Genomic DNA, 15727 nt, shown 5'->3' with positions numbered 1-15727 from the left:
TTAAGTTATTACCAACCTGGGTTTTGTGCGTCGTTTATACCACTTGCCGAGCGCTGGTCTAAAGTACCTTGTGGAATAGGCATCAAGTAGCGTTTAGTAGTAAAAGTGCGTTCCCACGCCCCGTTGCGGGTAATTTGGGCTACCATAAACTGCTTGCGGTCTTTGGTGATTTGTATCTTGTGCACAGGGGTGTTAAGTGCGTTTATCACTGCTCCTGCTGCAGCTCCGTCATTAGCATCACCTCCATATTGTCCCCAGCGCAAGAAACTCCAGTATAGGTCACCTTCGTAAGCCATTTCCACACGGCGTTCGCGTATGTAATCTTTCCAAGCATCGGCTAAGGTGGCTGCTGTCGAAGCAGGTAAGTTTCCGTGGGTTACGCGTGTTCTGTTAAGAGCGGTAACCGCTTGTGCCACATCACCTTTTAGCAAATAGGCTTCTGCCAAGTTCATATACATTTCACCCAATCGCGCTATTACAAAATGGTAATCTGTATTATTGCTTACGTACACGCGGGGTTCAACTTGCACCACAGCTTTGCGCCAGTAGTACCCCGAAGCGGTAGTATACCAAGAGTCCGATTGCCCTTCACGCACTCCTGCCCATAGGTTACCGCAAATATTGGTTTCCACCTCTTCTTTTAGCCAATTACTTTGGTCGTATACAACGGTTTGATAGAAACGGGCATCGCGGTGCTGATACATTAGCTTGCTGATGTTAGTCTCTGTGGCACTACTTTTTATTTTCCCGTAACGGGTGATGATATTCCCTTTGGCATTGGTTCCCAAATCGGCAGCTTCAGGTACATTGTGGCGCACGGTGTTTAAAGCGCCTTCAGTAAGCGATGAAATATCTCCGTTTTCCACATTGTTGAGGAACTGTGAAGTTTCATACCAAGGTTTAGCCGTGTGGTCTGCTTGGTCTACCACCAAATATTGGTCTATTAAATCTTGTGTAGGGAAGTAACTTGCCCAACCTTCAAACGAACGTCCTTTGGCATCGGCAAATTCTTTACCGCCTACAAATTTCACTTCGTTATTGTTGATATTCGGTACAACTCTTATCATCTCGTTAAAATTACCCACCGTTGTATTGAGGCTCAAGCGATAATGAGCTAAGATAATCTCCTTGTCATACTTGCCTGCCTCTACAAACATATTGCCGAAGTTTTCTGCCGAAGTAAGGGCGTATTTGCCTGAATTAATCACTGCTTTTGCCGATTCAATAGCGATATCTAAATAATGAGCGTCTTTGGTATAAGCGTAGGCTTGCAAGGCAGCACGGCTTCTAAAAGCGTGAGCTGCGTACTTGTTGGCTCTCCCTGGTGCCGAAGTCTCTGGCATTCCTTGGGTGGCTTTGGTCAAATCGTCCATTACATATTTGTAGCTCTCGGTAGGATTTTTGGTGTAGAGTGTCCTAAAAGCCTCTTTGTCTTTGGTGTTGAGCACCCTTAAAATGGGTACAAAACGTCCTTGCCAGCGTGTTTGGTGGAAAAATAATACCCCTCTTAGCAAATAACCTTCGGCTTTTAACGCCTCAGTAGGAGCTTTCTCTATAATCATATTGCACTCGCGCAAGTTGGCAAAAAAGTCATCAAGCCCTTGTGCCGAACCTGTAAATCTATCAAATCGCTCCACAGGAAATACATCTAAGTTGTTTAAATCGCTGTGGATACCATTAGGCGTAATACTTTCTGAATAAGCATAACCTGTAAAGTTGGTAATAGTGCCGTTATAAGAGTTGATTACAAACGACTCAGCCGACTCTTTACTGCCCCAAACCGTCTCGTCGTCATAACTCTCAAATGGTTTGGTATCAAGTTCATTACAAGCAGTGAGCCCTGTTAGAACTACCGCTATACTGATATATTCGATATATTTTTTCATATACTCTTGTTTTTATAGTGCGACATTTAAACCTAATGAAAACATTCGCTCATTAGGATATCCAAAGAAATCACTGTTCACTATTTCAGGATCCATACCGTACTTAGTGGCTTCCGAAATAGTAAATACATTTTGTCCGCTAAGGGTAAGCTTCATAGCGTATATCCACTTGTAGTCCTTCAAAGCGGCTTTCTTCAAATCATAAGAAATTGAAAAGTCTTTCAATCGCAAATAAGCCCCATTGATGAGCCAATGGTCACTACTTGCCACGTTATTATTGCCGTTTACTGAATGCGAAGATACTAATCGTGGAAACTTAGCTCCTGTATTGTCGGGGCGCCAGTAATCCAATTGGAACTCGTAGAAAGGCGTAGTACCCGCATTGGCACTTTGTCCCAAAATAGTACTACCTAAATAAATATCAAAACGTGTAGCCCCTTGTAAAAGCATATTAAACGAAAAAGCTTTATAGCTCACTCCTAAATTGATTCCATAGTTAGCTCGTGGGAAACCGTTTTTACCGATACGCGCAAAGTCAGCTCCATCAATCTTACCGTCTCCATTGAAGTCTTCGTATTTGATGTCTCCTCCTGTTAAGTGATGTGAGTTCACGCGCTTAGGATTGTTGTACACATCGTTAGCGTCTTGGTAATACCCCAAGGTGCGATAACCTGTACCGTAGTAACCTACTTGTTGAGTGGTACGCAAATACGGGTTTTTACGGTTTTCCAAGCTCTCATCAGGGTTATTAGCCCATAATTGGTCAAAGAAAGTAGTGTTCACCGAAACACTGTATTTCAGTTCGCCTATGTTGTCTTTCCAACCCAATTGCACTTCGTAACCCGCACGACGGTGTTCTTTGTTAGAGAGTACTTTAGGTAACGACTTTCCAAGAGGGGCGGTATACCCTACTTCCAATGGGTCTGGCGCGGTAAGATAACCAGTAGTTTTGTAGAAAAAGTAGTCAAACGAACCGTACAAGCGATTCCTGAGCGACTCGAAATCAAAACCTATGTCGGTTTGTTTGGTGGTATACCACGTAATATCGGACGAAGGAATATCGCCTTCCGAAAAACCTTGATAAAACTTGCCGTCAATCACATAACTTGTATTATTCAGGTTATAAGAGGGCAAATAAGCAAAACGCCCTACACCACTGTCCAAACCCACTTCTCCATAAGAACCGCGTAGTTTAAGCAAGTCGGAAATATGGCGCTCTTTAAGCGTTTTCATAAACACCTCATCCGAGAGTATCCAGCCGAATGAACCTGAGAAGAAGGTACCCCAACGCCTATCCTTAGGAAAGAGGTCTGACGCATCGTGGCGCATACTGCCTTCCACAAAATAGCGTTTGGCATAATTGTATTTCACTTGTCCCACAACACCAGCTCTACCGTTTTCGCTCTCTCCACCGCCTCCGTCCATACCTTCTTTAGGTCCTGGATTAAATTGGTCGATAGGAAAATTGTAGTTAATTCGCTTATGCCATAGGTTATTGTTAAAACCATAAGAGGCTTCATAACCCGCAAGTGCTGAAATACCGTGCTTGTTAAAATCCTTAACGTACTCAGCAAAAGCTTGATAAGTATACGTATATGCATTGCCAATCGATTTGTTGAGTTGCGGTTTGGCTACAGCTGCGGGCGTAGTGCTATCCCAGTCGTACTGTTTAGCATCTTTACGCCAAGACTTATCTTCTGAGCTCATATAACGATAGTTGAAGTTACCTCTCACTTTCAAACCGCTTACCCAAGGCAATGCCCATTGCAAGCCTATCTGTCCGTTAATATGTTTGTAGTTTTGGCGTGAATACCCTGCATCTCTCGAAGTCTCGGCTACAGGGTTATCGGTAGTGTTTACATAAGGAAGTCCATATTTGTTCACCGCAGGAGTCAGCGGATTGTGGTTTACCAAAGTATGGCTAAACACTTGGTAATAGCCACTTGCAGTCGATGAATAAGGGTGTTCGTTTTCTTTTAAATAACCGTCGATAGAGGTATTACCCGAAAGTCCCGTACCGGGTATGTCGAACTCTTGGTTCACACGGAAGTTAATCGTCTCCATATGGTGCGTACCACTGCGGTAGAGTGAACCCTTATGCAAATAACCTAACGAAGCCAAATACTTGTTGTGTTCTTTACCTCCTGTTATTTGCAAATTGTGCCGATATTGCTGTGCAAATTCTTTTAAGATAAGTTTTTGCCAATCGGTATTGGGGTAATTCAGCTGGTCGCTACCATCTAAAATCTTTTGCAATTTGTCATCGGTATAGGTAATGGGCAAATTGTCGTTCTGTTTAGCGATATTGTTTTGCACCGCCCACTGATAGGCATCTAAGCGTTTAGGAAGAAACGAAGGCTGTGAAATGGTTACAGAGTGATTGTACTCAATGGTAGTAACCCCCTCTTTACCACGCATAGTGGTCACTTGCAAAATACCATTAGCAGCACGCGCTCCATACACCGCCGTTGCCGAAGCGTCTTTCAATACCGAAATAGATGCGATGTCCTCGGGAAGCAGATTTACAAAATCGTCGTAATCGCGTATAATGCCATCAATTACTACCAATGGCGTACCTCCCCCGCGAATAGAAATCGTACTGCGGTTGTCAAGCCCAGCCGAGCCTTTCACTATCAACCCTGGTGAACGCCCTGCCAATCCTTGCGTGATATTAGTTACAGGAATTTCTTTTAACTCCTCTGTCTTAACAGAAGATACTGCAGAAACAAGAGATCTTTTAGTAGATGTGGTATAACCTACCACCACCACATCGCCCAACTCTTGTACTTGAGATTTTAGTAAAGTGTTGATTGTAAGTGATTTACCCCCCCCCCATTTACGGCTACTTTCTTAGTCTGTGTTTCGTAACCTACTGAACTAAACTCCAATACAGCATTATTAGGTACATCAATGCTGTAATTACCGTCAAAGTCTGTTGCTACCCCGTGAGTAGTCCCTTTTATCAGTACACTTACTCCAGGCAGTGGACTTTTATGCTCATCGGTAACAACACCGGTTACCTTAATTTGAGCTCTACCTACTTGTGTACAGAAGACCAGCACAAGCAGTAACAAACAATAAATGCATTTGTTCATATAACAAGAAAAATTTTGGTTAACTAAATCAGGAAATTTTCAACGCTACAAAAGTATAACACTTTTTTAACACGTACAAGTTTTTTGCCAAATATTTTTACGAAAACTTTCTCTATTCTTTCCTTATTATTCATTTATAAGCAATTATACGAACGCTTTTCTTCTTATTTATCTAAAAACAACCACTACCAAAAATCCTTTTTCCCATCGCTATACTCCCATCTTAGATTCGCCTTACCATCATCTCATCGACGAGGTTTTCACCACATTACCCTCGACTTTCCCGTCGCTATATTCCCTCTTTGAAGGTAGCCAGCGACAGCTGGGTATGTGTAAAGGGAGATGTTATCTCCTAGTGCCTATGCCCTAAGACCTCACACTTCTTCATTTACTAATTTACTAATTTACTAATTATCCCTTCTCCTTTTCCGTCATACTCCCCCTAGTGCCTATGGCCTAAGGCCTAGTGCCTTTTCCCTTTCTTTCGCCTCGAAATCCCGATTTTAACATTTTTAGGGCTGTTGTATTATATTATGAATCAACTATTTATATACCCTTTCTATACCAATCGTCCAAGATTCGTATAAGCTTCCTATAAGCTCCCTATAAGCTACCTCCACCCTTCTCATAGCATTTTTTCATCAAAATTCCTCTTAACTCACTTCTGATATCTTTCGTTTTTCTCCGCCTCCATTTACTAATCTGCTAATTTTCTCATTCTCTCATTTTCTCATTCTCTCATTTTCTCATTTTCTCATTTTCTCATTCTCTACTATTAATTACCATTATTTTAAAATTAAAAAAATCTATAAATCCAGTACTCTTCTTTGCAAAAAAACTGCTACCTTTGCACCGTAGAATTTTTAAAATAACAAATTATGAGTTTAAATACCTTAGGGCTTGATAAAGCCAAAGTAGAAAAAGAAATCGGCTTGCTAAATGTACTGCTTGCCAATTATCAAACGTATTATCAAAACTTGCGCGGTGTACACTGGAACGTAAAAGGAAAACGCTTCTTTGAACTACACGTGAAGTTCGAAGAACTTTATAATACCGCACAAGAACAAGTCGACGAAATAGCTGAGCGTATTCTTACCCTCGGTGGCGTGCCTTTTCACACTCTCGAAAGCTATGTAAAGCACACTTCTGTTCCCGTAGGCGAAAACATTTTCGACGATGATAAAACCGTACGCCTGATAATCAATACCATTAGCACTTTATTACCTTTGGAAAGAGAACTTTTGAACTTCTCTGATGAAATAGGTGATGAAGGGACTAATAATCTAATGAGCGACTTTGTAACCGAACAAGAGAAAACCGTTTGGATGCTCAAAGCCTACCTCAATGAAGTAATTTAATACTGAATTTTGATTAAACGAGGAAGAGGAATTGACTAAAAATAATCAATTCCTCTTTCTTTTTTTGCCAATTCATAATTAATCCCTACCTTTGCACAACTCATAACTCTTAATTGATAACTCATAACTTTTAACTCATAACTAATGAAATATTTAATCACATCTATCCTATTTATCGCAACCACTATCCTCACCGCTCAACACAAAGCCCCTACCGATTGGGAACTCTCAGGACTCAAAGGAAAAGTGAAAAGTCAGCGCAGTATCCCTTATGAGGTAGTTACCCAAGGAAAAACATTCGTAAAAGGAGCTATCGACCGCGATTTGGATACAGTAGTCAAGATAGGTAACCTCGACAATCTTCAAAAAGATTTCAACCCCAATGGATATCTCACTCAAATGCGTTTTTTCTTCAAAAACGGTGAGTTGTACAGTCGTATGGAATACTATTACAATCCCCAAGGGCAACTGTTTGAAACCCGTTACAATTCCGATAAAACCCTTTATGTCTACAACCCCGAAGGCTATCTTATCAAAGATGCGACCTACTCACCTGGGGGCTTCTTAAAAACACATTACAACTATCAAGTAGATACCAATGGCAAAGTGCTAAAAGAGGAAACTTATCACGCCAATCAGTTAGAGTCTACCATAGCTTATACTTACAACAAACAAGGCGACCCTGTCGAGATGCGTTACTACGATGCTCAGGGCAATCTGTTGCAAAGGGTAGAAAGCAAGTTCAATAAACAGCATTTAGCCGAACGCAATCGCACTTACGACAAAGACAATAAGTTGGTGAATATTACTACCAAAAAATACAATAGTCAAGGAGATTGTATCAAACTACAAGCAGAAAATAAACTACCTCAAAAACAGAAGAATGTAGCGACTTACGAGTATAAATACGATAATCAAGGTAATTGGATTGCCAAAACGACCTTCATCAACGGTGAACCTCGACAAATTATAGAACGCACCCTCAGTTATTATGAATAACATTCACTTTTTCGGTGTAAGGCATCTGTCGCCTTCGGCAGCCTATCATTTAATTGCCTTCTTAGAGGAAAACAATCCCAAGTGTATTCTCATCGAAGGTCCTGCCGATGCTACCCCTCTGATATCTCAAATAGCGCAAAAGGGGGTAAAACCTCCTATCGCTATGCTGGGTTATACTACCGAATTGCCTATCGAAACAGTGCTCTATCCATTGGCATCTTATTCTCCCGAATATCAAGCAATATGTTGGGGAGTAAAGAAGAAGGTAACACTTCGTTTCATCGATTTGCCTTCGGAGAATATGCTGAAATTGAAGCAGGAGCAACGCACGGAGGAAGAAGCCGAAAAAGCCAAAGATTTTTATCTCTACCATAATACCCTCTACAAGCAAATAGCCGAAGAGGGGGACGAAACCGACTATGAAGATTATTGGGAACGCCATTTTGAACACAATCTCAATCCTGATGCTTTTGCACCCACACTTGCCTTACAATCGGGTGAAATGCGCCAAATGGTCATAGATAAAGAATATGAAGACGCGCCTTTCGATTTCTCGTATAATCTCATTCGTGAGGCATATATGAAACGTGAGATTGCTAAGGCTTGCACCGAGTTCAAACCCGAAGAAATAGTAGTAATTGTAGGGGCTTACCACTTATCAGGTATCCAAAACAGCCTACCTGCTATAACTGATGACGAGCTCAAAAAGCTTCCCAAAGCTACCTCTCAACTCACCCTAATGCCTTATTCCTATTTGCGTCTCAGCAGTCGTACGGGGTACGGAGCGGGCAATACGGCTCCTTATTACTTTGAACTGATGTGGCAAGCGATGCACGAAAACACCCTCAATCAGCTCTCAGCTGTCTATCTTACTAAAGTAGCCAAAATCTTGCGTGCTCAAGGGCAAAATGCCTCTTCTGCTAGCGTAATTGAAGCGGTGCGTCTTGCTAATGTGCTTTCGGCTATGAAAGGCGGTACTTACCCTGTGTTGCAAGACCTCCACGATGCAGTGGTTACTTGTTTTGGTGGGGGAGACCTTGCTGTGGTAGCCGAAGCAATCAATAAGGTAGATATCGGTACAGCTATTGGGGCATTACCCGAAGGAGTGAGCCAGACGCCCGTACAAGAGGATATGAACCAAGAGCTGAAACGCTTAAAGCTCACCAACTACAAATCGGCAGTAGCGCAAGACCTCACCCTCGACCTGCGTGAGAACTTAAAAGTAAAAACCAAAGAAGCTGCTTTTATAGACCTAAATCGCTCTACATTCCTTCATCGCTTGGAAGTGTTGGGCATTCACTTTGCCACTCAGCAGCACGTACAGCAGGATAAAGCCTCGTGGGCAGAGAAATGGGTGTTGCAGTGGAGTCCTGAGGTCGAAATAGAAATCGTAGAAGCTAACCTTAAAGGTGAAACTCTTGAAATAGCAACCGCCTTTGTACTCAAAGAACAGCTCAACGAAAGCACCGACCTTTCAGTAGTAGCTAAAATCATTAGGCAGGCTTGCGAATGTCAGCTTACGCATATTTTTAGCAATGCGCTCAGCACCTTGCAACGCCTTTTGGTAGATAGTAATAGTTTTGCCGAAACTGCCTTTGCCGCACACGAGCTCTCGGTGCTTATACAGTATGGCGACCTGCGTCAGTTCAATCTCGAACCGCTGAAACCTATCTTGCAACAGCTTTTCCTCCGTGCTTCGTTATTACTTATAGATGCTTCATCTTGTGATGACAAAGCTTCTAAACAAATTGTAGAAGCTATCAATACTATGGAGTTCATAGCCGAACAGCAATACGAATTGGTAGATACCGAAACGTGGCAAAAAGAACTTACCTACCTTGCGTGGCGCGACGATGTGAACACCAAGCTCTCGGGGGTAGCCTTTGCTATATTGTTAGAGCACAATTTAGCTACTGAAGAACAATGTGGCAAAGAAGTGTCTCGTCGCCTTTCAGCAGGTGTTCCCGCCGATTTAGGAGCCTCGTGGTTTGAAGGCTTTTCAGGGAGAAATAGATACGCATTGTTATCGCGTACGATTATATGGCAAGAGTTAGACAACTATGTACGCCAATTAGACGAAGAGCAGTTTATGCGCTCGGTAGTGTTCTTGCGCCGTGCTTTTTCCGATTTTGAGCCTAACCAAAAAAACAGTATCGCTGAACTTTTAGGAGACCTTTGGGGTACTGGCAAAGAAGCTACTGCCGAACTCTTGCAAGAAGTGCTTACGGAAGAAGAGAATACTAAATTAAACGAACTCAACGACTTTGATTTTGATTTTTAAATATATGAAAGAAGTATTTACTTTATACCGAAAATTGCGTGAGCGACAACTCAAATTGCTCAATAGCTTTACCCCCGAAGAATTAGCAATCATTCCTGCGGGCTTTAAAAACAATATCTTGTGGAATCTCGCTCACTGTGTGGTTACCCAGCAAAATTATTGCTATGCCAATAGCGACCTGCCTACTTATCTCACTCCTGAATTTGTAGAGCGTTATCGCAAAGGCACAATTCCCGATGGACATATCCCTACTTCTGCCGAGATAGAGGAACTAAAAGAGCTTCTCATCAGCACTGTAAATTGGCTCGAAACTGATTATCAAAAAGGAATTTTTAAGCACTATAATCATTATGTAACGGGCATAGAGTACGAACTCAATACTATTGAAGAAGCTATTTACTTCAATATTTCACACGAGGGAGTACATTTGGGAAGTGTATTAGCTTTAAAATGTGCAATTACAGGAAGCAAAAAGTAATTGATTATAAATTAAATAGATGAGTAACACGAAAAGCTATTTGATTTCTGATATTGAAGTAAGTTTCTCAATTAGAAAAAAAAGTATTACCTTTGCAATCGCTATCAATAAAATTAGTTTATGAAAAAACGTACCATACTCAACCTACTGCTTATTCTTTTTGTGCTCTCTTTCTTTGTAACTCCTTTGGGGTACGAAAGTAAGATATTACTACAGCGTGTCTTTGCTGGCTCGGTAGATATTATTCCCGCTGATAAAGCTCGTAAAATAGACTTCGATTGGCAACTGAAAGACCGCAATAATGTGCAGTTTAACTATTCCCAAACCGAAGGTAAGAAACCATCATTTGTATACTTCTTTTCTTCTTGGCGTGAAATCAGTGTAGCCGATCTTTATGCAGTCGAAAAACTCTACGATGCTTATAAGGATAAAGTGGATTTTTACATCATCACCAATGAGCTTCCCGAGCCAGTAGATGAAATGATGCAAAAGCGCAATTTTCATTTCAAAGTTACCTACCTCATTATCGAAGCTCCTAAAAAACCTTTTGACCCCGATAAGATTCCTGCAGGTTATATAGTAGATAAAAACGGTTATGTACGCGCTCAGAAAGACGGTATTGCACGCTGGAATAGCGATGCAGTACATCAGTTGTTAGACAGTCTTACCCAATAGCTTAACTATAGGCAAACTCTATCTCTCAAACAAAATAATTATAAAGATAGTATTTTAGATTCAATTTAAAGTACTATCTTTGCGCTTTGTAAAATCGCATCTCGGTATAAATAAGAGGAGTTTTTACCTCTTATTTCTTACCTCTTATCTAAAAGCAATTATGACTAAATATACAGAAGAAGAACTTAAAGAAGAATTAGAAAACAGCGAATACAAATACGGCTTTTATACAGATATCGAATCAGAAACTTTTCCTAAAGGGCTCAACGAGGAAGTGGTAATAGCCCTTTCTAAAAAGAAAAACGAACCCCAGTGGATGACCGATTGGCGCTTAGAAGCATTCCGTGCATGGCAAGCGATGGAAGAGCCTCCTCATTGGGCAAATCTCAAGTTTGAAACTCCCGACTTTCAAGATATTGCTTATTATTCTGCTCCTAAACAGAAACCTAAACTTAACAGCCTTGATGAGGTAGACCCTCAGCTATTGGAAACTTTCCAAAAACTCGGTATCTCTCTTGAAGAACAAAAACGCCTTGCGGGAGTAGAAGAAGAAAAACCTGCCGTAGCAATGGACGTAGTGATGGACTCAGTTTCAGTAGCGACCACTTTTCAAAAAACATTGGCAGAACGAGGCATTATCTTCTGTTCCATCTCCGAAGCGATACAAAAACACCCCGACTTGGTGCGTAAGTACCTTGGTACCGTCGTACCTAAAACCGATAATTTCTACGCAGCTCTTAACTCAGCAGTCTTTTCTGATGGGTCTTTTTGTTATGTACCCAAAGGGGTGCGTTGCCCTATGGAGCTTTCTACTTATTTCCGTATCAATCAAGCAGGAACAGGACAGTTTGAGCGAACCCTCCTCATTGTTGATGAAGGTGCTTACGTCTCTTACCTCGAAGGTTGTACGGCGCCCAAACGCGACGAAAACCAATTGCACGCCGCAGTGGTAGAACTCATCGCAATGGAGGGAGGCGAAATTAAATACTCTACCGTTCAAAACTGGTTTCCTGGTGATAAAGACGGTAAAGGCGGTGTATATAACTTCGTAACCAAGCGCGCTTTGGCTGAGAGAAATGCCAAAATATCGTGGACACAAGTAGAAACAGGCTCTGCTATTACTTGGAAATACCCTTCAGTAGTGCTCAAAGGGGATAATTCTATAGGCGAATTTTACTCTATTGCGGTTACTAACCACTTCCAACAAGCCGATACGGGTACTAAGATGATACACTTAGGCAATAACACCAAATCTACGATTATCTCTAAGGGTATTTCGGCGGGAAAATCACAAAACAGCTACCGCGGATTGGTGAAAGTAGTGCCTAATGCTAAAAATGCACGCAATTTCTCTCAATGCGACTCCCTGTTGATGGGTAACCTCTGTGGAGCGCACACTTTTCCTTATATAGAAGCTAAAAATCCTACTGCTCAAATAGAACACGAAGCTACTACCTCTAAGATTGGTGAAGACCAGATTTTCTACTGCAATCAGCGGGGTATTGATACCGAGAAAGCGATTTCACTCATCGTAAATGGTTTTGGCAAGGAAGTGCTTAACAAGCTCCCTATGGAGTTTGCTGTTGAAGCTCAAAAACTCTTAGAGATTTCGCTAGAAGGAAGTGTTGGCTAATGACGAATTACGAATGACGATGGTATACTAAAAATTGCTTTTGCTTCATAAAATAAATCACTAAACATTAATCATTAAACATTAAAAATATGATTCTCGCTCCTTCATTATTAGCTGCCGATTTCAGCAACCTGCAACAAGCCGTGGAAATGGTAAACGCCAGCAATGCCGATTGGTTTCATATCGATATTATGGACGGTGTTTTTGTGCCTAATATCTCTTATGGTATGCCCGTGCTTTCAGTGATTCACAAACACGCTACCAAGCCGTTAGATGTTCACTTGATGATTATTGACCCCGACCGCTATATTAGCACTTTTGCTAAGCTCGGTAGTAATATTCTCACTGTGCATTACGAGGCGTGTACGCACTTGCATCGCACTATACAAGCAATTAAAGCAGAGGGAATGAAAGCAGGGGTAGCCCTCAATCCGCATACACCTGTCGCCTTGTTGGAAGATGTTATTCAAGATATAGATGTACTCTTGCTGATGAGTGTGAACCCTGGATTCGGTGGACAGTCATTTATTGAAAATACTTATAAGAAAGTGCATCAAGCTAAAGCACTTATTGAACAAGTAGGGGCACACGCACTTATAGAAATAGATGGTGGAGTGAGTTTAAAGAATGCCAAAGCACTTGTAGAGGCAGGTGCTGATGCCTTAGTAGCAGGCAGTTTTATCTTCAATGCTACTAACCCTACCCAAACGATTGCGGAATTGAAAAAATCAGTATTATAAAAATACTTATTTTATGATACAAAATAGGCTATCAAGAAAGAAATCTTATCTTTTTGATAGCCTATTATTATTGTATTATTTCTTTTTAGAAGGGGCTTTTTTAGGTTTAGGCTCTTTCTCGGTAAGGAGGGCAAGAGCTTGTTCTTTGGTGAAAGTTGCTATATCGGTGTCTTTGGGGAGTTCTACTTTGGTTTTACCTTTGAGGAGGGTAAAACGTCCCCAGCGAGCTTTCTCTATACGGATAGCTCCTTCTTCCCATTCTTTCACTACCTTTTCCGATTCTTTTTTGAGCTTATCTTCTATAAGTTCTTCTACATCTTGCTGACTAAGATGTTCGAAATTGTACTTTTTGGTAACGTTTATATAAGTGTTGTTCCACTTAATAAAGGGACCAAAACGACCTACACCTTTGGTAACTTCCACTCCTTGATAGGTGGCAATAGGAGCGTCAGCTTTTTTCTTCTCACCGATGAGTTGCTTAGCCCGCTCGAGAGTTACACTGAAAACGTCTTCACCTTTATCAAGTGATATGAAAGCATCGCCGTAGCGCACATAGGGTCCGAAACGCCCTACATTCACTTCTACATTCTTACCATCGACAATGCCTAACTGACGAGGAAGCTCGAAGAGTTTGAGGGCTTCTTCAAAAGTAATCGTTTCGATAGACATACCTGCCAATAGACTTGCATAAATAGGCTTTTCGGCATCGTCGGGATTCCCTATTTGCGCCATAGCTCCATAACGACCTAAGCGTACGCTGAGAGGGCGACCTGATTTAGGGTCGGTACCCAGCACGCGTTCACCTGTTTCACGACCTGTATGCTTTTCAACATTTTCTACTACGGGGTGAAAATGATTATAAAACTGTGTGAGCATCTTTGTCCAATTCTCAGTGCCTTCGGCTATTTCGTCGAAGCTATTTTCTACTTTGGCAGTGAAATTATAGTCCATTATCGTATCGAAATGGGAAACGAGAAAATCGTTTACTACACTACCTATATCGGTGGGGACTAGCTTGCCTTTATCGGCACCTACTCGTTCGCTAAGGGTTTGTGTTTTGATAGTATTGCCTGCAAGGGTGAGTTGCTGATAGGGGCGCACTTCACCTTCGAGTGTGCTACGTTCCACATAACCGCGATTTTGAATCGTAGAAATGGTAGGAGCATAAGTAGATGGGCGTCCGATACCGAGTTCCTCTAACTTTTTCACCAGCGAAGCCTCAGTATAACGAGGTAATGGACGAGTGAAACGCTCGGTAGCAGTAATATAGCGATGCGTAAGAGCTTCTCCTTTTTTGAGATTGGGGAGCATTCCTTCTTGTTCTTCTTCCTCGTCGTCGGTACTTTCTAAATACACTTTTAAAAAGCCATCGAACTGTACCATTTCACCATTGGCTACGAAGTGTTCTTTGTGCTTATCAGCTTCTATCTTTACGGTAGTGCGCTCTATTTGAGCATCTGCCATTTGTGAGGCAAGGGTGCGTTTCCATATCAGTTCGTATAACTTATTTTGGTCGGGTTCAGCAGCGATAGAGGAGCGACTCATATCGGTAGGACGAATCGCTTCGTGCGCCTCTTGTGCGCCTTTGCTTTTAGTTGCGAACTTGCGCACTTGACTGTACTGAGCTCCGAAGAGTTGCACGATAGCGTTTTTGGCAGTGTTGAGCGCTTCTTGTGAAAGATTCACGCTATCGGTACGCATATAGGTGATAAAACCAGATTCGTAGAGGCGTTGGGCTACCGTCATTGTTTTGCTTACTGAGAAGTGCAGTTTGCGTGCGGCTTCTTGTTGGAGGGTGGAAGTAGTGAAGGGGGGCGCAGGCATTTTCTTGGCTGGTTTGGTTTCTAATGATTGCACTTTGAAATGCGCTCCGATATTCTGTTGCAAGAAGTTTTCGGCTTCGGCTTGTGTGTTGAAATTCTTAGGCAAAGAGGCTTTTACAACTTTGCCTTCTGAGGTGATAAATTCGGCAGTAATTCGGTAAGAGGATTGCGTTTTGAAGTCTTGTATTTCGCGTTCGCGTTCTACGATAAGGCGTACTGCTACCGACTGTACGCGTCCTGCTGAGAGTCCGCTTTTAATTTTTTTCCACAGTACGGGAGAGAGTTCATAGCCCACGAGGCGGTCGAGCACACGGCGTGCTTGCTGAGCATTCACCAGATTATAATCGATACCACGAGGGTTTTTAATAGCGTTTTCAATAGCCGATTTGGTAATGGAGTTAAAAACGATGCGCTTGGTATTTTCCTTTTTTAGTTTGAGTGTTTCGGAAAGATGAAACGCAATAGCTTCTCCTTCACGGTCTTCATCGGAAGCGAGCCATACTACTTCGGCTTTGGACGTGAGTGCTTTGAGTTCTTTTACAAGATTTTTTTTGTCGTTAGAGATGAGGTAATTAGGTTTAAAACCGTGCTGGATATCTACGCCCAGTTCATTGGAGGGCAAATCGACAATATGCCCATAGCTGGACACTACTTTGTAGTCCTTACCTAAGAACTTTTCAATGGTTTTAGCCTTGGCGGGCGACTCTACAATCACTACATTCTTAGCCATACGCTTGTTTGTTTTTTGAGTTATTGGGT

11 protein-coding genes are annotated in these 15727 nt (G+C 41.9%); 7 read left to right on the top strand and 4 right to left on the bottom strand.

The genetic code is table 11. The annotated features are described in order from the left end of the window. Positions 1-8 precede the first annotated feature (8 nt). The 3 genes from ACSQ7D_RS03900 to ACSQ7D_RS03890 are packed head-to-tail and all read right to left on the bottom strand — an operon-like array spanning position 9 to position 4981. A complete protein-coding gene (locus ACSQ7D_RS03900; RefSeq protein ID WP_437135441.1) occupies positions 9-1886 on the bottom strand; it encodes a RagB/SusD family nutrient uptake outer membrane protein in 1878 nt (625 codons plus the stop codon). A gap of 12 nt (positions 1887-1898) precedes the next feature. Continuing rightward, complete coding sequence (locus tag ACSQ7D_RS03895) at positions 1899-4655, bottom strand: SusC/RagA family TonB-linked outer membrane protein (protein ID WP_437135483.1); 2757 nt, start codon at positions 4653-4655, stop codon at positions 1899-1901. 26 nt (positions 4656-4681) lie between these two features. Beyond that, positions 4682-4981, bottom strand: coding sequence for a carboxypeptidase-like regulatory domain-containing protein (locus ACSQ7D_RS03890; RefSeq protein ID WP_437135440.1), 300 nt, complete (start codon positions 4979-4981; stop codon positions 4682-4684). A gap of 878 nt (positions 4982-5859) precedes the next feature. Between ACSQ7D_RS03890 and ACSQ7D_RS03885 the strand changes: the two genes are divergently transcribed. The 7 genes from ACSQ7D_RS03885 to rpe all read left to right on the top strand — a co-directional run bounded on the left by ACSQ7D_RS03885 (position 5860) and on the right by rpe (position 13145). Next, the gene (locus ACSQ7D_RS03885; RefSeq protein WP_048746579.1) at positions 5860-6339 is read left to right on the top strand and encodes a Dps family protein; all 480 of its coding nucleotides are present in this window, start codon (positions 5860-5862) and stop codon (positions 6337-6339) included. Between the two features lie 144 nt (positions 6340-6483). Then, positions 6484-7338 carry a hypothetical protein gene (locus ACSQ7D_RS03880; RefSeq protein WP_278589090.1) on the top strand — a complete coding sequence of 285 codons (855 nt, stop codon included), beginning with the start codon at positions 6484-6486 and terminating at the stop codon, positions 7336-7338. Then, positions 7331-9619, top strand: coding sequence for a DUF5682 family protein (locus tag ACSQ7D_RS03875; RefSeq protein ID WP_437135439.1), 2289 nt, complete (start codon positions 7331-7333; stop codon positions 9617-9619). Before ACSQ7D_RS03880 ends, ACSQ7D_RS03875 begins: the two co-directional genes overlap by 8 nt. A gap of 4 nt (positions 9620-9623) precedes the next feature. After that, positions 9624-10097 carry a DinB family protein gene (locus ACSQ7D_RS03870; protein ID WP_009421924.1) on the top strand — a complete coding sequence of 158 codons (474 nt, stop codon included), beginning with the start codon at positions 9624-9626 and terminating at the stop codon, positions 10095-10097. Between the two features lie 120 nt (positions 10098-10217). Then, positions 10218-10772 (top strand): TlpA family protein disulfide reductase, encoded by a 555-nt coding sequence (locus tag ACSQ7D_RS03865; RefSeq protein ID WP_009417578.1) that lies wholly within the window; start codon positions 10218-10220, stop codon positions 10770-10772. 160 nt (positions 10773-10932) lie between these two features. Continuing rightward, on the top strand, positions 10933-12405 hold the full coding sequence (gene sufB / locus ACSQ7D_RS03860) for a Fe-S cluster assembly protein SufB (RefSeq protein ID WP_437135438.1): 1473 nt from the start codon (positions 10933-10935) through the stop codon (positions 12403-12405). A gap of 89 nt (positions 12406-12494) precedes the next feature. Next, positions 12495-13145: a ribulose-phosphate 3-epimerase gene (gene rpe, locus ACSQ7D_RS03855; protein ID WP_437135437.1), complete on the top strand. Its 651-nt coding sequence runs from the start codon at positions 12495-12497 to the stop codon at positions 13143-13145. Between the two features lie 75 nt (positions 13146-13220). On the opposite strand, the gene topA is transcribed toward rpe, so the two are convergent. Then, positions 13221-15698, bottom strand: a complete 2478-nt coding sequence (gene topA, locus ACSQ7D_RS03850; protein WP_437135436.1) for a type I DNA topoisomerase — start codon at positions 15696-15698, stop codon at positions 13221-13223. Between the last annotated feature and the right edge of the window lie 29 nt (positions 15699-15727).

This window comes from Capnocytophaga sp. G1920, assembly GCF_051417515.1.
This window is presented reverse-complemented; position numbering and strand designations above follow the sequence as displayed.